The following is a 17,866-nucleotide window of genomic DNA, read 5'->3' on the forward strand; positions in this document are numbered from 1 at the left end:
GGCAACGGTTAGGTGAAACAGGACAAAGCCGTCAGGGCCGTTTAATGCTAACAGACCCTTAGGTGCCTAGTCTTCGCGACTATTCATGATAGCCAATGCCTGGCGTTCGATGAAGTCGCCCATGGTATCAATGCCGCGGAAGGCGAGAATGGTGTTGCGCACGGCGGCCTCTACCAGCACGGCCAGATTTCGGCCGGCGGCCACTTGAAGCATGACGCGTTTGATATCGACCCCTAGTACTTCCTGGGTCTGGTCTTGAGTAGGCAGACGCTCGAAGCTGTCGGGGTTGGAACGAACCAGGTGCACAATTAGTTTAAGCTTCATTCTACGACGAACGGAGGTTTCGCCGAAAATGGTGCGAATGTCCAGCAAACCCAAGCCACGTACCTCTAGCAGGTTTTGCAGCAGGGGTGGGCATTGTCCGTCGATCATGTTGGGTGCGGTGCGTGAGAGCTCAACCGCATCGTCTGCGACCAGCCCGTGGCCGCGGGAGATCAGCTCTAGCGCTAATTCGCTTTTGCCCAGACCGGACTCGCCAGTGATCAGTACCCCCAGACCCAGGACATCCATGAACACGCCGTGCATGGTGATTTTGGGGGCCAGACGTTTGCCTAGATAGATGCGTAGCAGATCAATCAGCTGTGCCGCATCGATAGGGGTGTAGAGTAGCGGGATCCCTTGATCTTCGCAAAACTGGATCAAGTCATCGGGTGCAACGGCATCGTTGGCAATGAACAGGGCGGGAACCCCACCTTGCCTGAGATCATCCAGATGATGCAGGCGACGCTTGATATCAAAGCGGTGGTAGAAAGAGAGTTCTTCAGGGCCGAAAACCTGAATGCGGCCAGGGTGGATCAAGTTCAAGTGACCGACCAGGTCTGCCGCAGAGGCGCCAAGATCGGGGATAGGGCGTTGAGCAGCGTGTTTTCCGGCTGCCCAGCTTACCTCGAGCTTGTCGTTATTGTCATTGACCAGTTCTTGAACTGTCAGCATCGGGATGTTCCGCGTTGAGATCAGGGGTCTGGGTCAGGATCTGATGAATTTGAACAGGGTCCGTTTCCTGAGCAAGCGCCTGGCGGATGTCCTGATCGGCCATCAAACGGGCGATCTCGGCCAGCAGGTCCAGGTGGATTTGAGTCGCCGTTTCGGGAACCAGCAAAAAGAATAGCAGGCTGGCGGTACGGCCGTCGCTGGCGTCAAAGCGTACCGGCTCGGCCAAGCGCATGAAAACGGCACAAGGCTCTTTCAGATCCTTGATGCGACCATGCGGGACGGCGACATCGTGGCCAAGCGCTGTGGAGCCCAGACGCTCACGCGCGATCAGGCTATGGAAAACGGCTGTCCGAGCAATGCCGTGATGGTTCTCGAAAATCAATCCGGCTTGTTCAAAAGCGCGCTTCTTGCTGGTAACAGCAAGATCCAGAACCACGTTGGACAAAGGCAAAATACGCGACAAGAGATTCATGACGGCCATTATAGGGGGGAATGTTTTTTAGCTAAACTTTTTTTGGATGGCTAACAACAGGCGGACACTGTGCCAAGAAACACAAAACCCCGAACTTTTGAAAGTACGGGGTTTGTTGGCAGGTTATCCCTGCTGTAACAGTTCGGCCAGATCAGGCTGCCGGAACTTCGAGCCGCTTGGCGGGCTCATGCGCATGGCTGTTTGCCTTTTCCTTGTATTTCAGAATCTGGCGGTCGATTTTATCGGCCAGCAGATCGATAGCAGCATACAAGTTTTCGTCTGAAGAGGCGCAGTGTATATCTTTGCCGGGAACGCGGACGGTTACTTCGGCATTGTGCTTCAGACGTTCAATGGAAAGCATAACCTGCGAGTCAACTACGTTATCGAAATGTTTTTCAATTCGACCAATTTTGCTTTTGACGTAGTCGCGAATGGCAGGAGTTATGTCAAGATTACGGCCAGTGATATTAAGGCTCATATAGGCTCTCCGTAGTAGTCAAACAACGTGTTCAAGAAGGGGAAGGTTGATCGTCTTTAGCCTCCTTACTACTGATCCTGGATATTCCAGTATACCTATATGTGGGTCAGATAACATGACCTGAATCAATCTGTGATGTGCTGGATAACCCTTGTTTTGATTGGCCCCGTTACAGGGCCAAAAATCGGCTTACATTCGGAAGTTCGATCCCAGATAAACCTTGCGCACGGCTTCGTTGTCGATGATCTCGGATGGGTGCCCGCTTGTCAGTACTGTGCCTTCGCTGATGATGTAGGCGCGGTCGCAGATGCCCAAGGTTTCGCGCACGTTATGGTCGGTAATCAGCACGCCGATATTGCGACCTTTTAGAAACTGCACAATGCGCTGAATTTCGATCACGGCGATCGGGTCCACCCCGGCAAAAGGTTCGTCTAGCAGAATAAAACGGGGATTGCTGGCGAGCGCGCGGGCAATTTCTACGCGGCGGCGCTCGCCACCAGACAGGGATAGGGCGGTATTTTGTCGGATGTGTGCAATTTGCAGTTCGCTAATCAGGGTTTCCAGGCGCTCGTTGATATCGTTCTTGCTGATGCTGCGACCGTTATCGTCCAGTTGCAGCTCCAGCACGGCGCGGATGTTTTCTTCGACCGTCAGGCGGCGAAAGACGGAGGCATCCTGAGGCAGATAGGACAGGCCCAGCCTTGCCCGCTTGTGCATGGGCATGGCGGTAATGGGCGTGCCATCAATTTCAATGCGACCTGCATCGGCGGGCACAATGCCCACAATCATATAGAAGCTGGTGGTTTTGCCAGCCCCGTTCGGGCCTAGCAGGCCGACGACTTCACCACTTTCCACGTTCAGAGAAACATCCTGCACGACCGTACGTTTGCCGTAGGTTTTGCGCAGGCCCTGTGCAATCAGGCTGCCTTTGGTTGAGTGGCTGGCGCGGGTAGGGGTAGACGGGTTGTTAGGAGCAACCATAATTCAGAGGTGTCCGGACTATTTGCGGGGGGAAGACTTGCGTTGGCATTCGGCCAGAGCAGCGTCGGCATTGGCGCGTGGGCGGGCCACGGAGCGAACCCGGCCATCCCGGGTGGCGGAGTCCGAGCCACCAAAGGCCTGGTACGTGCCATCTTTTTGGCGATAGATAATGCGTTGGCCCTGGACGGAGTCTTGCAACTTGCCGCAAACATAACGGTTGACGACAGCCTTGCCAATCAGTTCGACCTCTTCGGTTTTACCGTTGTAAATAGCTCGGACACCTTCGGCGACCATCAATTCAAATTTGGCCGGGTCTTCCTGTCGAATGGTGACGCGGGCGCGCTCGCTGACCGTGGCCGTGCCATGCTGGAATCCTTCCGCATCTTGCTCGATGGCCAATTGGTCTGCCATTAAGGTCATGGCGCCACGGGTCAGGATGATATTGCCTTTGTAGATCGTCTGCTTGGCAATATCGTCGTAAGTCAGGGTGTCGGACAGCACGGAGGTGTCCGGTTCGGCAGCAGCAGAGGCCGCTGCTTGTGCCAGAGCCGGGGCCGTGGGCAGCAAAGCCAGGGTTACAGTGCTCAGGCACAGGGCCAAAGCACCACGCAAAAGGCTAAAAGAGAGCATGGGCTTGTGGCTCAGGCGGGCGCTGTCAGGCGTGGTCATGGAGGGGAATCCTTAGAGCTATTGGAAGAACGCGCTTTTTGTGTTTGTTGGCCCGAGATTTTAACGTCGGATTCCGACATGACGTTCAATTGACGAACGCGATTATCGTAACGCATCCCGGTACCGCGCATGGTGGACTGGCCGTTGACGACCAATGCAGGTTCGTTGGTGTAGACCACATCCTCTTCAGGCAGGATGATCAGTACTTCGCTGCGCACATCCATGGCCTCGTCCTCGGGTGTGGCCAGGCGGTGGATGTGGGCATTGCCTTTCATCGTGATCACATCACCACCTGCATTCATATGTGCGGTGTCGGAGGTGGCAATGGTCAGCGGCGAGTTCGCTCGGTTGCTGACTGCACGCGGGGAGGTAATGTCGTGCGAGTCGTCATCCGGATAATGGTAAGCAATCTTTCCGTCCAGCCTGCTGATGGCCATCCCGGTTTGGTCAGAGCTGATCATGGTGAAGTTGCGCGCCCAGGAGTCGGGCTCGTGGGTCACACGGCGCGGCGGATCAATGGCAACCGAGCGTTGGGTGTAGTCGACCGCCCACAATGTTGCCAGCACCAGCATGGCCAGCAACAGCAGGGAAATGACGGTAGGCAGACGGTCACGCATGATTACTGAATGACTCCTGTCGTCTTTAAGGGGCCACCGGTAATAAAGGCGGCAAGGCGGCCCTGGGAGGCCAGGATGGCATCACAGCATTCACGCACGGCACCGTGGCCGGCAGGCTGCGTGGCCACCCAGCTGGCAATTTGGCTAATGTAGAAAGGGGCTTCGGGCACACTGGCGGAAAATCCCACGCGTTGCATGGCCGGCAAATCGATCAAATCGTCGCCCATATAACCCATTTCGCTTAACGATAAGCCGTTTTCCTGGGCCAGTTGGGTCAGGATAGCAATCTTGTCACGTACGCCCTGATGGACAAAAGGAATGCCCAGCTCGGCAGCACGACGTGACACGATACCGCTTTCGCGTCCGGTAATCAGGGCTACATGAATGCCACTTTCCCCCAGCATGCGCAAACCGTGGCCGTCCAGAGCGTGAAAGCTCTTGAATTCCTCGCCGTTAGCGCTGTACCACAGGCGTCCGTCGGTCAGCACACCGTCCACGTCAAATACCATCATGCGCAGCTGACGTAATTGGCTGCGTATGTTCTCGGGCAACTTGGCCAGGATTTGAGCTTCAGCGGGGTGGAGCGGGATGGTGGGCGTATTCATCATGATCAGATTACCTTTGCAGCCAACAGGTCGTGCATGTGCAGAGCTCCCAATAGTAGCCCGTTTGTGTCCAATACCAGCATTTGGCTGATACGCAAGGCATCCATTTGCTCGGCCGCTTCAATGGCCAGGGCGTCGGCAGCAATGCTGCGCGGTTCGCGTGACATGCCTTCGGACACGGGCAGCTTGCGTATGTCGCCCGCGCGTGCAATCAGGCGGCGCAAGTCGCCATCAGTGAACATCCCCACGGGATGGCCTTGCGAGTCAGTGACAATGGTCATGCCCATGCCTTTGCTGGACATTTCTATCAGGGCATCGGGAACCAGGGTCTCGGGGGAAACAATGGGCAATTGTTCGCCGCTGCGCATGATGTCACGCACAAACGTCAGTAATTGACGACCCAGCGCGCCACCGGGGTGGGAGCGAGCGAAATCTTCACGGCTAAAGCCACGTGCTTCCAGACAGGCAACGGCCAGTGCATCGCCTAATACTAAAGCGGCCGTGGTGCTGGCCGTAGGAGCCAGGTTGAGTGGGCAGGCTTCGTGCTCCACATGTGCGTCCAGATGCAGGTCAGCATTTTGCGCCAGTTCGGATTGGGCGTTGCCGGTAATGGCAATCAGCTTGGCTCCCATGCGACGCAGCACAGTCAGCACCGTGACCAGCTCCTGGGCCTGGCCGGAGTAGGAGATGGCAATCACTACATCCTGCTTGGTAATCATGCCCAAATCACCGTGCAGGGCTTCGGCAGCGTGCATGAAAAAAGCGGGGGTGCCGGTTGAGGCCAGCGTAGCGGCGATCTTGCGTGCCACATGGCCGGACTTGCCGATGCCCGTCACCACCACGCGACCCTGGCAGTGCACCAGCAGCTTGGTGGCTTCTACAAAACTTTGGTCCAGACGTCCGCCCAGCGCTTGTAACGCGTCAACTTCAATGGCGAAGGTGCGTTGTGCTGAAGACAGGATATGTGCAGGATCTAAAAGTGCCGATGTATTCATGGCGAAATTGTAAACGTGAAGTGTGTGCTTGGCATGCAGATTTGCAGGAGGCAAATTGTAAGGCCAGATGCCCTTTGACCAGTGGCAGACAGATTAGTTTAGGGTTAAGATACGTCTTGTATTGTAATTTCAGTAATTACTGAAAATTCAGGAAGCCATGAATTTAGGACCACAGGCAGAGCGTTTTATTCTGCACTTCGGGGAGATGGGCGGGCGCTGGGGGGTCAACCGGACGGTAGGCCAGATCTATGCCTTGCTGTTCATTGCCCCTGAAGCCCTTCACGCCGACGAGATCGCTGAAACGCTCGGCATCTCCCGTTCCAATGTCAGTATGAGCTTGCGCGAATTGCAGTCCTGGCGACTGGTCAACATGACGCACAAGATCGGCGAGCGCCGCGAATACTTTGAATCTCCCAATGATGTTTGGGATATTTTTCGTACTCTGGTGGAAGAAAAGCGCAAGCGCGAGATTGATCCCACATTGACCTTATTGCGAAGTATCCTTATGGAAGCTCCCGTCAATGACGAAGAAGCATACGGGCAGCAACGCATTAATGAAATGCTGGAATTGATCGAGTTGGCTTGTGGTTGGTTTGACGAGGTTCATCACTTACCGCCTGAGACCCTGCAAAATCTGATGCGTTTAGGTAGCAAAGTTCAGAAAGTGCTGGGTTTCGCCGGAAAGATTCGCAAAGCTGATCAAACTGGGGATCGTCATGATTGATCTGGATGTTGTTACCTTATCGCGGTTGCAGTTTGCTTCCACCGCGATGTTTCACTTTTTATTTGTTCCCTTGACGCTGGGCCTGTCTTTTTTGCTGGCCATTATGGAAAGCGTCTATGTCATGACGGGCAAAGCCATCTGGCGCCGCATGACCAAATTCTGGGGCGTGCTCTTTGGCATTAACTTTGCCCTGGGTGTGGCCACCGGGATTGTGATGGAATTTCAGTTCGGCATGAACTGGGCCTATTACAGTCACTATGTAGGCGATATTTTCGGAGCGCCACTTGCCATTGAAGGATTGATGGCTTTTTTCTTGGAAGCAACCTTTGTCGGCCTGTTCTTTTTCGGCTGGGATCGTCTCTCCAAACTGGGACACCTGATCGTTACCTGGCTCGTTGCTATCGGCACCAATCTGTCGGCCTTGTGGATTCTGGTCGCCAATGGCTGGATGCAGAACCCGGTCGGCGCCATCTTCAACCCCCACACGATGCGTATGGAAATGACCGACTTTGCCGAGGTCATTCTCAATCCTGTCGCACAAGCCAAAGTTGTTCATACCGTCAGTGCCGGTTACGTGCTCGGTGCCATGTTCGTCATGGGCATCAGTGCCTGGTACCTGCTGCGTGGTCGCCATATAGATCTGGCCAAGCGCTCGATGACGGTAGCGGCCAGTTTTGGCTTGGCGGCGTCCCTGTCCGTGGTGGTGCTGGGTGATGAAAGCGGTTATCTCACCACTGAACACCAGCAAATGAAGATTGCGGCCATGGAGTCCATGTGGGAAACCGAGGAAGCGCCGGCCAGTTTCAATCTCCTGGCCTGGCCTGATCAGGAAGCCCGTGAGAACCGCTTTGCCGTGGAAATTCCCTGGGTGATGGGTTTGATCGGGACGCGCTCAGTCAGCACTCCTATGCTGGGTATCAATGAGCTGGTCGAGCATGCCAAGATCCGTATTGCCAATGGCTTGCGCGCTTATGAGGCTCTGCAGTTAGTTCGCGCTGATGCGGGCAATATCGAGGCTCGCCGCGTCTTTGACAATAACTGGAAAGACCTGGGCTACGCCTTATTGCTCAAGCGCTATACAGATGACATTACCAAGGCCGATACCGATACCATCGCCCAGGCCGCCTGGGATACGGTGCCGCAGGTTGCGCCTTTGTTCTGGAGCTTCCGCGTCATGGTGGCTTTGGGTCTGTACTTTATCCTGTTCTTTGGTGTGGCCTTTTTCCTGGCGTCGCGTGACCGTCTGCAACGTCACCCGCGCCTGCTCAAAGCGGCGGTCTGGAGCATTCCCCTGCCTTGGATTGCGATTGAGTGTGGCTGGTTTGTGGCCGAATTTGGACGTCAGCCCTGGGCGATTGAAGGTGTCTTGCCGACTTACTACGCAGCTTCTGGCCTGTCCTTTGTAGACCTGATGATCAGTATGACGATCTTCCTGTTGCTCTACGGCACCTTGGCGGTGATTGGTATCAAGGTCATGCTGCATTCAATTCGCAAAGGTCCGGACGAGGCTGGCGAGGCCGCCACACCTTCCGCTTTGTCTTATGGTTCGCGCAACGCTCCGTTGCTGCGCGGTTAAGGAGGGGGAACCATCATGGATAATTTGATTCTTCTCGATTACGACACCTTGCGCATCATCTGGTGGTTGCTGCTGGGCGTTTTGCTGGCTGCCTTTGCCATCATGGACGGGGCTGACCTTGGGGTGGCGATGGTGCTGCCACTGGTTGCTCGCAGTGATGATGAGCGGCGCACGCTGTACAACGTGATCGGCCCGGTCTGGGAAGGTAACCAGGTCTGGTTGATCGTGGCCGGTGGTGTGGCCTTTGCGGCCTGGCCCTTGCTGTATGCCATGGCTTTCTCGGGTTTTTACTTGGCCATGATGCTGCTTTTGGTGGCTTTGATTGTGCGCCCGGTTGCCATCAAGTACCGCAGCAAGCTCAGCTCGTCACGCTGGCGGCGTAACTGGGACGCGGTCTGGACCGCTTCCGGTCTGGTTTGTGCCCTGGTGTTTGGTGTGGCAATTGGTAATGTCATGTTGGGCGTGCCGTTCGGCTTTGATGAAACAACGTTGCGCCCGATGTACGAAGGCAATTTCTTCGGTCTGTTCCAGCCTTTCGCTATCCTGTGCGGGTTGCTCAGCGTCTTGATGTTGGCATTCCAAGGGGCGGTAGTGGTGGCTTGGAAGGGTAGTGATCATGTGGCTCGCCGTGCGCGTGCCTGGGCCAAGCCTTTGGGCTTGCTGTCTATCGTGACTTTTGCGGTCGGTGGCTGGTGGATTAGCGCCATGAATGGCTACAGCATGCCTTGGCCCGAAGTGGCCCATGCCATGTCCAACCCCATTGGCAAAACGGTTGAAATGGTGGAAGGAGCCTGGTTGGCCAACTACCGGACCTGGCCTGCCTTGTGGGCGGCGCCCATTGTCGGCTTTGCAGGCTTGTTGCTGGGCGCCTTGTTGGCTGGCCGTGGTCGTGGCTTGCTGGCTTTGCTGTTCTCGTCCCTGGCCTTGGCGGGCATTATCCTGACCTTTGGTTTTGCGGTATTTCCTTTCTTGCTACCTTCGTCTTTGAACCCCGGCTCCAGCCTGACCTTGTTTGATGCCTCGGCCAGTCATCTGACCTTGTGGATCATGTTGCTGGTGACCTTGGTGTTCTTGCCCATCATCGTGCTCTATACCTCCTGGGTGTATAGCGTAATGCGTGGCAAGGTGTCGGTTGCCAGTATGAAAGACTCTTCTCATTCTTACTAAGGAGGCCAGCGCATATGTGGTACTTCTCTTGGATTCTCGGCTTGGGTCTGGCCTGCGCATTTTCCATTCTGAATGCGATGTGGTTCGAGTTGCGTGAGAACACGGCTTTACAGAACGCGACATCTTCCAAAGCTAATGCAGATATCGAGGTTTGATTGACCCCGCAAAGTCCAACGGCGCAACAGTGGCTGGGGCAATTCTCCAGCCGAGCCCGCACGGCTTTGCGGGCCTCTATGCTGGCCCCGGTGCTGGCGGGCGCTTTACTGATCCCCCAGGCCTGGTTGCTGGCAAAGATTGTGCAGGCAATTGTGGTCGATGGTCTGCCTTGGACAGGGCAGCTTTTTTCTATCCTGATGGTGGCCGCACTCTTGCTGCTGCGCGCCGCCATTTCCGCTTTGGGCGAGCGTCGTGCGCAAAAGGTTTCAGAGCAACTGAAACAAGGGCTGCGCTCTGAGTTGTTTGCCCGCTTGTTCCGGAGTACGGTGCCTCGTTTACGGGCCAGCAACAGCGGTGAGCTCTCTACCAGTTTGATCACGCAAATTGAAGCCCTGGATGGCTTTGTGACGCGCTATATCCCTTGCATGGCGGCCGCCGCACTGGTGCCTTTGGCACTGGTGTTGGCAGTCTTGCCGGTCGATGGCATTGTTTCCTTGATTCTTTTGTTGAGCACGCCTCTGATTCCTTTGTTCATGGCCCTGGTTGGCTGGGGGGCGGAGGCCGCCAGCCGGGAGCAACAACAAACAACCTTGCGCCTGTCTGGCTTTTTTGCCGACCGTCTGCGCGGAATTTTTACCTTGAGCCTGATGGGGCGCGGGCAGGACGAGCTGCAGCGTGTGGAGCTGGCTAGTCAGGAGCTACGCACACGCACCATGAAAGTGCTACGCATCGCGTTCTTGTCATCGGCTGTGCTGGAGTTTTTTGCGGCATTGGGTGTGGCTGGGATTGCTGTTTATATCGGTTTGGGTTATCTAGGCTATCTGGGCGAGTCTTTTGCCGGTGTCAGCTTGCAGCAGGGTTTGTTCTGTTTGCTCCTGGCTCCAGAGGCTTACCAGCCCTTGCGCCAATTAGCCGCCAATTATCACGACCGGGCGGCAGCACGTGCCGCTGCGGTAGAGGTCGACAGACTGTGGGCGAACCTGGGACAAGACTTGATTCCTGCTGCTCCCACCAGTGCAGACGTTAAAACTGTTTTTCCGAATTTGCCGGTCTTGGTGCTGCGGCAGCTGCATTTGCCACAGTTGGGCGGGCAGGGGACCTTGTTGGAAGTGCCCGGTCTGCAACTCTATATCAATCAGTCTTACGCGGTGCTGGGGGCCAGTGGTTCGGGCAAGACCAGTTTGCTGGAAAGCCTGATTGGTTTGCGCCCTTTGGCACAGGGCGAAATTCTGCTGCGTAACAGTGATACGGCCGGGCGCCTGCTGACGCGCCATGATGGGGTTGTGCTGATTTCCCAGCAGGCTTTTTTAGCCATGGGTACGATTGCTGACGGCCTGCGTCTGGCTGCCCCTCAAGCTAGTGATGATCAGTTGTGGCAAGCCTTGGAACAAGCCTGTGCGGCCGAGTTCGTGCGCGCTTTGCCTGATGGTTTGCAAACGGCTCTGGGTGAGGGTGGATTTGGTCTTTCCGGTGGGCAGATTCAGCGCCTGGCATTGGCCCGCCTGTTTTTGACCGATCCGCATGTGGTTTTGCTGGACGAACCTAGTTCCCGCCTGGATGCGGCGACACGGGATCGCGTTATGCACAATATTCTGCGTTTTTGTCAGGGACGCTGTCTGGTCGTAGCCACGCATGACCAGGAGCTGGCGGCAATGTGCTCGAACCAACTGCACATCGCCCAAGGAGTTCTGACGACATGAAAGCGTGGTTTCGTCTTTTAGGCTCCAGCCTGCGCGCACGACGTGGTGCCGTATTGTTTACGGTTCTGTTGGCGATCAGCACAGTAGCGGCGGGTGTGGGCCTTCTGGGAGTAGCGGGCTGGTTCCTGAGCAGCGCCTTCCTGGCCGCTATGGGTATCGTATTCAACCTGTTCGGTCCTTCGGCCATGATTCGTGGCCTGTCTTTCTGGCGTATCGCCTCACGCTATTTGGAGCGAGTGGTTGGACATGCCCTGACCCTGGATCTGCAGGTACGTATTCGTAGCCTGGTTTTTGGACGATTGAGCCGGTTCAGTCAGTCGCGCCTGGCCCAGTTCCGGGATGGGGAACTGGCTTCAAGCTTGACTTCCGACGTTGCTGTGCTGGATCTGGTCCTTCTGCTGATTTTGGTGCCACTGACTACTGCTGTCGTGGCAGCTCTGGTATTTAGCGCGGTGCTGCAAACCTGGCTGTCCTGGTGGGCGTGGTTGATTTTGGCCTGCTTGCTAATTGCTGCTTGTCTGATTCCGTATATCTGTGCCCGAGGTGCCAGCCGTGCAGCCCAGCAGGTGCATCAACTGGAGAACCGCCAGCGTGTTCTGGTGCATCAGGCCATCCGCGCCTATGCCGATATTCAGGTGTTTGCAGCTGCGGATGCCGTGCAAGAACAAGTGGACAAGCTTGGCCAGGAACTGGGGCAAGCCCGTTTGCGCAGCAATGGCTGGGGTATTGTCGGGCAGTTTTCCCAGCAGGTCTTGATGGGTGTGGCCCTGATGATCTGCCTGCTGGTAGGAGCACAGCAAGTCAATTTGGAAGCGATGAGCGGTCCCTTATGGGTAGGCTTGGTTTTGGCTCTGTTAGGTTTGTTTGAGATCATGGCCCCCATGATGCGCGGTGCATCTCGCCTGGGAGAGGTGCAGGCGGCCAGCAATCGTTTGCTGACGATTCTGGACGAGCCTGAAGAGACCGATCAGGAGCAAGCGCAGGCCATTGTGCTGGATAAACCAGCCAGCTTGGAAATCACGGACTTGAGCTTTGCCTATGGTTCGCAGCCGGTGCTGGATCACTTGTCGCTGCAAGTCCAAGCCGGAGAGCATATTGCCATTTTTGGGCCTAGCGGCTCGGGCAAGTCCACCTTGCTGGGCGTGCTGATGCGCTTGTTGCCAGTCTCGGGCCAGCAGTATCTGATAGAGGGTGAAGCGGCCCAGGACTGGAGCCGCGCCAGTTGGTTTGATCATTGCGCGTTGCTGGCGCAGGACTCGCCGCTGTTTCTTGGCTCGGTACGCGATAACCTTTTGCTGGCTGAACCGACCGCTTCTGAGCAACAAATCTGGCAGGTTCTTCACGATGCCCAACTGGACAGTGTGGTACGAGATTTACCGCAAGGGCTGGATACCTGGTTGGGTGAAGGGGGGCAGCAGTTGTCCTTGGGGCAACAGCGTCGCCTGTGTCTGGCACGGGTACTTTTGTCACCCGCCCATATCTGGTTTCTGGACGAGCCTACAGCCAGTCTGGATGGCCCGACCAGTCAGGCTTTGATGCAGGATATTCTGGCTGCGGCGCGAGGAAAAACCGTGATTATGGCTACGCATGACACCCGTTTGCTGCCTTTGGTCGATAGCGTTTATCAGTTTGAAGCAGGTCGTTTGCAGCGACAATCCGGCACTCTAGTAAATACTTTAGAGCCAAACTAAAAGGTCGCTTTGGGTCAAGTTTGCAGGGATTCTTCCCCAATCGCGTCGTATTAGTACAACGGACGGGCACAAGCCGGGTAAGCCCTTGTTGCTGCTGCCCAATTGTGTACACTTGCAACGTATCCAAGAGCGCCCTTCGCGTCCGGATTTTTTGTTGTAGAAGCTTTGACATGCAAATTGATCCCACCCAGTACATCCGTCAAATCATTCGCAATGTGCCGGACTGGCCTAAGCCAGGGGTGACTTTCCGCGATATCACCCCGGTTTTGCAAGACCCGCGTTCCTTTCGGGTGTTGATTGACTTATTTGTCTATCGTTACATGGGACAAAAACTGGATCTGGTGGCGGGTGTGGATGCACGCGGCTTTATCGTGGGTTCGGTTCTGGCCTATGAGCTGAACCTGGGTTTTGTGCCAGTGCGTAAAAAGGGCAAGCTGCCTTTCAATACCGTGGCCGAAGAGTATTCCCTGGAATATGGCAATGCCAGCGTCGAAATGCATACCGACTCTGTACGTCCTGGTCAGCGCGTCTTGTTGATCGACGATCTGATCGCTACCGGTGGTACCTTGCTGGCGGCTGCTCGTTTGCTGCAGCGTTTGGGTGCCAACGTGGTTGAGGCTGCTGCCATTATTGATTTGCCCGAGCTGGGCGGCTCCAAAGCCATTACAGACTCCGGACTGCCGGTTTACACCGTCTGTAGCTTTAATGAATCTGATCGCTAAGGCTTAACCGGCCGTTACCGGTTTAGTTTTGTAGCTTGAGTCCCTGCCATGCTGCTGCATCGCAGGGATTTTTCATGCCTGTTTGTTTTGTACAGAGCGGGACTGGTGGAAAAGCAGCCCCGCTCTTGTTCGTTCAGATTAGAAGCGAACCTTCATGAACATAGAACCTGCGTGGTCCTGGTTGCGGCCAAACTGTCCTTGGTAGTTCAGGCCGAAGGAGGTGCTTTTGCCGGCTTTCAGCTCGGCGCCCAGTTCGGCAACAGCGGCATTCTTGGCGATAGGCGCGCCGCTGATGCGGAAGTTGCTTCCTGGCAAGGCGGCAAAGGCCAGTTCACGCTCGGGTGTGGTGTCACCCGGGGCATGACGCCAGCCCAAACCCGCACTTAAGGATAGTGTCGTTTTGGACAGGTCCAGTTCAGTAGTGCCACGCAGACCCAGTGTCACCGTGCTCAGGTTCTGGCGTTGCGAGTCACCACGCAAGGCAGCCTGACCACCAGACTCGCTAAAGGAGCCGTGGCGCAGCTGATGCCAGTTCACGTTGGCGTAGGGTTCTACGCTGGAGCGGGGGCTGACCGGCATGCGGTAACCCAACTGGGCAAAAGCTTGAATGCTATGCGCTTTGTAGTCTGCTTTCAGGTTCTCGTACTGGTGAACGGAGATAGAGCGCTCGCTGTCCAGGCTGTGGCGGGTGTAAGCACCACCAGCCAACAGATTCAGACTGCCTGAACCTAGCTCCCAAGCCTGTGTGCCGTACAGGGCCGCGCTGTAGCTATTGCTGCGCGAGCTCTGACGACGATCATCGAGCTTGATGCGGTTTTCCAAATAGCCCAAGGAGGCACCCATACGCCAGCCGTGTTCGCCCACAGCGGTATCGCCACCCAGGAACAGGCCGCCGACTTTATGGCGTACATCCTGACTGTTGTCGTCGCCGTCCAGATCACGTTGTTGATGGATGACCTCAGCCCACAAAACGGTATCTTTCCCCGTTGCATTACGAGCGCCAGAAGCCTGTTTGCCCAAGGTGCGGGGCAACAAATCGCCGTTGCTTAGCAACGCAGAAGTCGTGCCCGCATGGATCTGGCCTTGCAACTGCTCCATATAGCCTGCGACCTGGCTGGATTGGGCATTAAGCACCGTGTCATACAGATCAGTCATGGCAGCAGGAGGCTGTGTGGAGCCAGTATCCAATGCCTGGGCGACGGATTTCTGATTGCCGGTATAGGCAAGGGAGGCAAAGGGTGTGTCGTTGCGCTCGACCGTCAAGGAGAGGTTGGGGCCATAGGCTAAGGTCGGTGACAAGAAGGCCATGTCATAAGCGATTTGGCTGTATTGCCCGGTCACACCGTTAGTCGCATTCAGGAATGAATAGCTGACGTTCTGGCGGAAGGGGCCGCCAGCTAGTTTGAGGGTGCCGTCGATATGGGCCGCACCACCCACCACCAAGCGATCACTTGCGCCGCTTGAGTCAACTTCCAGCTCATGCACTGAGCCTGCATGGGCGGTGTAATCTCCACTGACGGTCAGCGTACCAACCGAGTTGCCTGGGGCCAGGGTGCCGTAGTTGTCTACTTGGGTAACCGTACCAGAGCCACCCAAAGTGCCTTCGCGCTCTACGGTGATAGCGGATACCAGCGTGCCATTGACAGCCAGGCGGCCACCGCTGACCGTCGTGTCACCGGTATAGCTGTTGTTACCGGCCAGCTCCAGAGAACCGGAACCGCGCTTATGCAGGCCGCCTATGCCGCTGATGTCATTGGCGAAGGTCGAGTGGTATCCCAGCGTGTCTACATCGAACAGACGAGTAAATTGTGCGGGGCCTTGTACGGCCTTGCCCACATTCATCAGGCCCCAGCCGTAAAGACTTGGGTCGCCCAGAGGCGTTGCGGTGGTCAGCAAGGTTTGCTGAAGGTGATAGGCGGTGAAGTAGGGGAAGGCTTCCTTTACCAGAGCAGCACCGCCCGCGACGTGCGGGGAGGCCATGGAGGTGCCGCTAAGGGCCACATAGCCGCCCGAGGGCCGGACTGAATTAATCCCTGGGTTGTAGTCACCACCGGGTGCGGCCAGACACCACTCGGCTGCTACGCCGCACTTGTTCGCATAGGAGGCTAAAGATCCATCTTCGCCCAAGGCGGTAACCGCCAACCAGTTGTCTTTTAGCTCGGGAAACCAGTGGGGAGAGCCAGCCAGCAGGTCAGGGTGGTCCTGAGACTCATTACCGGTGGCAAATACCATCAAGGTACCTGCTTGTACGCTGCTCTTGAAGGCGTCGATAATCAGTGGCTGCCATTCGAGTGCGTCTTGAGCTGAGCTGTAGTCCAATACATGGCAGGGTGGGCCAAACGAGCCATCGCACTTATTGACTCCAGAGCTGTTATTGATAATAGGCAGGTTAAACGGTGCTAGATAATTCCAGCCTTGGGACAGAGCCTGATCGAACGCGGCCGCTAGTTGCCGACGGGTTAGGGGGGTGTCATCGTCATCATCGTCACCATTTGTGCCGTAAGCAACGACAAAAAGCTGGCTGTTGAAGGCGACGCCGTGCATGCCGACGCCATCACGGCGGGCTCCGATGATGCCGGCCACGTGGGAGCCGTGACCAGTGTCCTCGTCCGAGTCTACTCCCTGACCATTGGCGTAGGGAGTATTGGTGTTGAAATCAAAACCTCCCGCAATGGCACCGGCAAATTCCGGATGATCGCCCGCAATGCCGGAGTCCAGAATACCGACAGTCACGCCCTTGCCTGTAAAGCCCAGTGAGTAGGCTTGGGCGGCGTTGATCATGTCCAGGCCGGGCTGACGTTTGTATTCTTTTGTATGCCATTGCTCCAGTGTGTTGTCGGGTTCTGCATGGGCAATACCCGGCAGGGCAAGGCTTAGCAAGGCCATCTGCACCAGCAGATAAGTGTTGCGTTTCTTGTTCGACATCTGTTCCTCTTTCCGGCTTTTTATGTATGGCGGTAATTCGTTGCGAAAGCTTGCCGTTGATAACCTTAAGACATATTTAACGGCATGGCCGTTTAATTTTGTCGTTATGGGCCTATATGTCGTCGAGCTTGTGCCCTATTAAGCGTTCCGGCCTTGTATGTGCATCGCCGAGACCCTTCATGCTTGTTTATTTTGTTGCGAAGGTGGTGACTGTGCGGGGCAGGTACCACCCTGCAAGTTCTTTGATCAGAAACGAACCTTTATGAACAGGGAACCGGCGTGGTCTTGATTGCGACCAAACTGACCCTGGTAGTTCAGACCGAAGGAGGTGCTTTTGCCGGCTTTCAGCTCGGCGCCCAATTCGGCAACAGCAGCATTCTTGGCGATAGGCGCGCCGCTTACGCGGAAGCTGCTGCCGGGCAAAGCCGCAAAGGCCAGTTCACGTTCGGGGGTGGTGTCACCCAGGGCATGACGCCAGCCTAAGCCCGCACTTAAGGAGAGTGTCGTTTTGGACAGATCCAGTTCCGTGGTACCCCTCAGCCCCAGTGTGACCGTGCTCAGGTTCTGACGCTGGGAGTCACCTTGCAATGCTGCCTGACCGCCTGATTCGCTAAAGGAGCCGTGACGCAGTTGGTGCCAATTGACGCTGGCATAAGGCTCTACGCTGGCGCGTGGGCTGACTGGCATGCGGTAACCCAGTTGGGCAAAGGCCTGAATGCTGTGCGCCTTGTAGTCAGCCTTCAGCGTTTCGTATTGATGAACGGAGATGGAGCGTTCGCTGTCCAGGCTGTGGCGTGTGTAAGCACCACCAGCCAGCACATTCAGGCTACCTGAACCTAGCTCCCAAGCCTGCGTCCCGTACAGGGCTGCGCTGTAGCTATTGCTGCGCGAGGTCTGACGGCGATCATCCAGCTTGATGCGGTTTTCCAGATAGCCCAAGGAGGCACCTATACGCCAGCCTTGCTCGCCGATAGCCGTATCCCCGCCTAGGAATAGACCGCCCACTTTGTGGCGTACATCCTGGCTGTTGTCGTCACCGTCCAGATCTCGTTGTTGATGGATCACTTCAGCCCACAGGACGGTCTCTTTGCCGGTTGTATTACGTGCGCTTGAGGCTTGTTTGCCCAAGGTGCGCGGCAGCAGGTCGCCATTGCTGAGCAGCGCCGAGGTGGTGCCGGCATGGATCTGACCTTGTAGCTGCTCCATGTAGCCTGCCACGCTGCCGGATTGTGCATTGAGCACCGTGTCATACAGTTCAGCCATAGCGGCTGGCGGTTGGTCCGAGCCGGTATCCAAGGCATTGGCCACGGCTTTCTGGTTACTTGTATTGGCAAACGCAGCGAACGGCGTGTCATTGCGTTTGATCATCAAGGACAGGCTGGGGCCGTAGAGCAG

Annotated in this window: 17 protein-coding genes; 7 read left to right on the forward strand and 10 right to left on the reverse strand. The window is 56.1% G+C overall.

Translation table 11 applies throughout. The features are described 5' to 3' along the window. Positions 1-66: 66 nt before the first annotated feature. The 8 genes from hprK to AC6I6N_RS16445 form a co-directional block, all read right to left on the reverse strand. Positions 67-993: an HPr(Ser) kinase/phosphatase gene (hprK, locus tag AC6I6N_RS16410; RefSeq protein ID WP_094197861.1), complete on the reverse strand. Its 927-nt coding sequence runs from the start codon at positions 991-993 to the stop codon at positions 67-69. Then, positions 965-1,465 carry a PTS sugar transporter subunit IIA gene (locus tag AC6I6N_RS16415; protein ID WP_162496918.1) on the reverse strand — a complete coding sequence of 167 codons (501 nt, stop codon included), beginning with the start codon at positions 1,463-1,465 and terminating at the stop codon, positions 965-967. The genes hprK and AC6I6N_RS16415 overlap by 29 nt, the downstream gene beginning before the upstream one ends. A gap of 151 nt (positions 1,466-1,616) precedes the next feature. Continuing rightward, complete coding sequence (gene hpf / locus AC6I6N_RS16420) at positions 1,617-1,943, reverse strand: ribosome hibernation-promoting factor, HPF/YfiA family (RefSeq protein ID WP_009458652.1); 327 nt, start codon at positions 1,941-1,943, stop codon at positions 1,617-1,619. A 189-nt stretch (positions 1,944-2,132) separates the two neighbouring features. Then, positions 2,133-2,924 carry an LPS export ABC transporter ATP-binding protein gene (gene lptB, locus AC6I6N_RS16425; protein WP_094197859.1) on the reverse strand — a complete coding sequence of 264 codons (792 nt, stop codon included), beginning with the start codon at positions 2,922-2,924 and terminating at the stop codon, positions 2,133-2,135. Positions 2,925-2,942: 18 nt separating this feature from the next. Further along, complete coding sequence (lptA, locus tag AC6I6N_RS16430; protein WP_094197858.1) at positions 2,943-3,593, reverse strand: lipopolysaccharide transport periplasmic protein LptA; 651 nt, start codon at positions 3,591-3,593, stop codon at positions 2,943-2,945. Further along, complete coding sequence (lptC, locus tag AC6I6N_RS16435) at positions 3,590-4,210, reverse strand: LPS export ABC transporter periplasmic protein LptC (protein ID WP_094197857.1); 621 nt, start codon at positions 4,208-4,210, stop codon at positions 3,590-3,592. Before lptC ends, lptA begins: the two co-directional genes overlap by 4 nt. Before the next feature lie 2 nt (positions 4,211-4,212). Further along, on the reverse strand, positions 4,213-4,818 hold the full coding sequence (locus tag AC6I6N_RS16440) for a KdsC family phosphatase (RefSeq protein ID WP_094197856.1): 606 nt from the start codon (positions 4,816-4,818) through the stop codon (positions 4,213-4,215). A gap of 2 nt (positions 4,819-4,820) precedes the next feature. After that, positions 4,821-5,810, reverse strand: coding sequence for a KpsF/GutQ family sugar-phosphate isomerase (locus tag AC6I6N_RS16445; protein ID WP_108728489.1), 990 nt, complete (start codon positions 5,808-5,810; stop codon positions 4,821-4,823). Positions 5,811-5,967: 157 nt separating this feature from the next. Between AC6I6N_RS16445 and AC6I6N_RS16450 the strand changes: the two genes are divergently transcribed. The 7 genes from AC6I6N_RS16450 to AC6I6N_RS16480 all read left to right on the forward strand — a co-directional run bounded on the left by AC6I6N_RS16450 (position 5,968) and on the right by AC6I6N_RS16480 (position 13,546). Further along, positions 5,968-6,534 (forward strand): GbsR/MarR family transcriptional regulator, encoded by a 567-nt coding sequence (locus AC6I6N_RS16450; protein ID WP_108728490.1) that lies wholly within the window; start codon positions 5,968-5,970, stop codon positions 6,532-6,534. Beyond that, complete coding sequence (locus AC6I6N_RS16455) at positions 6,527-8,110, forward strand: cytochrome ubiquinol oxidase subunit I (protein ID WP_108728491.1); 1,584 nt, start codon at positions 6,527-6,529, stop codon at positions 8,108-8,110. Before AC6I6N_RS16450 ends, AC6I6N_RS16455 begins: the two co-directional genes overlap by 8 nt. 15 nt (positions 8,111-8,125) lie before the next feature. Further along, entirely contained in the window at positions 8,126-9,277 is a 1,152-nt protein-coding gene (gene cydB / locus AC6I6N_RS16460) for a cytochrome d ubiquinol oxidase subunit II (protein WP_497943663.1), read from the forward strand. A gap of 14 nt (positions 9,278-9,291) precedes the next feature. Then, positions 9,292-9,432 carry a cytochrome bd-I oxidase subunit CydX gene (gene cydX / locus AC6I6N_RS16465; RefSeq protein WP_108728493.1) on the forward strand — a complete coding sequence of 47 codons (141 nt, stop codon included), beginning with the start codon at positions 9,292-9,294 and terminating at the stop codon, positions 9,430-9,432. After that, positions 9,433-11,133, forward strand: coding sequence for a thiol reductant ABC exporter subunit CydD (cydD, locus tag AC6I6N_RS16470; protein WP_230019313.1), 1,701 nt, complete (start codon positions 9,433-9,435; stop codon positions 11,131-11,133). After that, positions 11,130-12,824: a thiol reductant ABC exporter subunit CydC gene (gene cydC / locus AC6I6N_RS16475; protein WP_321352871.1), complete on the forward strand. Its 1,695-nt coding sequence runs from the start codon at positions 11,130-11,132 to the stop codon at positions 12,822-12,824. The genes cydD and cydC overlap by 4 nt, the downstream gene beginning before the upstream one ends. Positions 12,825-12,994: 170 nt before the next feature. Beyond that, positions 12,995-13,546 carry an adenine phosphoribosyltransferase gene (locus AC6I6N_RS16480; protein ID WP_497943664.1) on the forward strand — a complete coding sequence of 184 codons (552 nt, stop codon included), beginning with the start codon at positions 12,995-12,997 and terminating at the stop codon, positions 13,544-13,546. 138 nt (positions 13,547-13,684) lie between these two features. Here AC6I6N_RS16480 and AC6I6N_RS16485 read toward each other — a convergent pair whose 3' ends face one another. Both AC6I6N_RS16485 and AC6I6N_RS16490 read right to left on the reverse strand, forming a co-directional pair. Further along, the gene (locus tag AC6I6N_RS16485; protein WP_497943665.1) at positions 13,685-16,471 is read right to left on the reverse strand and encodes an autotransporter domain-containing protein; all 2,787 of its coding nucleotides are present in this window, start codon (positions 16,469-16,471) and stop codon (positions 13,685-13,687) included. 246 nt (positions 16,472-16,717) lie between these two features. Next, positions 16,718-17,866: autotransporter outer membrane beta-barrel domain-containing protein (locus tag AC6I6N_RS16490; protein WP_497943666.1), on the reverse strand; the 1,149-nt coding region annotated here is incomplete at its 5' end.

The organism is Alcaligenes sp. LTN-3, from assembly GCF_059735605.1.

What these genes read in the sequence shown, in the direction of transcription:
- AC6I6N_RS16415 (WP_162496918.1), bottom strand. Translation starts at nt 1,465, where the DNA reads ATGAATCTCTTGTCGCGTATTTTGCCTTTGTCCAACGTGGTTCTGGAT.
- hpf (WP_009458652.1), bottom strand. Translation starts at nt 1,943, where the DNA reads ATGAGCCTTAATATCACTGGCCGTAATCTTGACATAACTCCTGCCATT.
- AC6I6N_RS16480 (WP_497943664.1), top strand. Translation starts at nt 12,995, where the DNA reads ATGCAAATTGATCCCACCCAGTACATCCGTCAAATCATTCGCAATGTG.
- AC6I6N_RS16450 (WP_108728490.1), top strand. Translation starts at nt 5,968, where the DNA reads ATGAATTTAGGACCACAGGCAGAGCGTTTTATTCTGCACTTCGGGGAG.
- AC6I6N_RS16440 (WP_094197856.1), bottom strand. Translation starts at nt 4,818, where the DNA reads ATGATGAATACGCCCACCATCCCGCTCCACCCCGCTGAAGCTCAAATC.
- AC6I6N_RS16455 (WP_108728491.1), top strand. Translation starts at nt 6,527, where the DNA reads ATGATTGATCTGGATGTTGTTACCTTATCGCGGTTGCAGTTTGCTTCC.
- AC6I6N_RS16445 (WP_108728489.1), bottom strand. Translation starts at nt 5,810, where the DNA reads ATGAATACATCGGCACTTTTAGATCCTGCACATATCCTGTCTTCAGCA.
- lptA (WP_094197858.1), bottom strand. Translation starts at nt 3,593, where the DNA reads ATGACCACGCCTGACAGCGCCCGCCTGAGCCACAAGCCCATGCTCTCT.
- cydC (WP_321352871.1), top strand. Translation starts at nt 11,130, where the DNA reads ATGAAAGCGTGGTTTCGTCTTTTAGGCTCCAGCCTGCGCGCACGACGT.
- AC6I6N_RS16485 (WP_497943665.1), bottom strand. Translation starts at nt 16,471, where the DNA reads ATGTCGAACAAGAAACGCAACACTTATCTGCTGGTGCAGATGGCCTTG.
- hprK (WP_094197861.1), bottom strand. Translation starts at nt 993, where the DNA reads ATGCTGACAGTTCAAGAACTGGTCAATGACAATAACGACAAGCTCGAG.
- lptB (WP_094197859.1), bottom strand. Translation starts at nt 2,924, where the DNA reads ATGGTTGCTCCTAACAACCCGTCTACCCCTACCCGCGCCAGCCACTCA.
- cydB (WP_497943663.1), top strand. Translation starts at nt 8,126, where the DNA reads ATGGATAATTTGATTCTTCTCGATTACGACACCTTGCGCATCATCTGG.
- lptC (WP_094197857.1), bottom strand. Translation starts at nt 4,210, where the DNA reads ATGCGTGACCGTCTGCCTACCGTCATTTCCCTGCTGTTGCTGGCCATG.
- cydX (WP_108728493.1), top strand. Translation starts at nt 9,292, where the DNA reads ATGTGGTACTTCTCTTGGATTCTCGGCTTGGGTCTGGCCTGCGCATTT.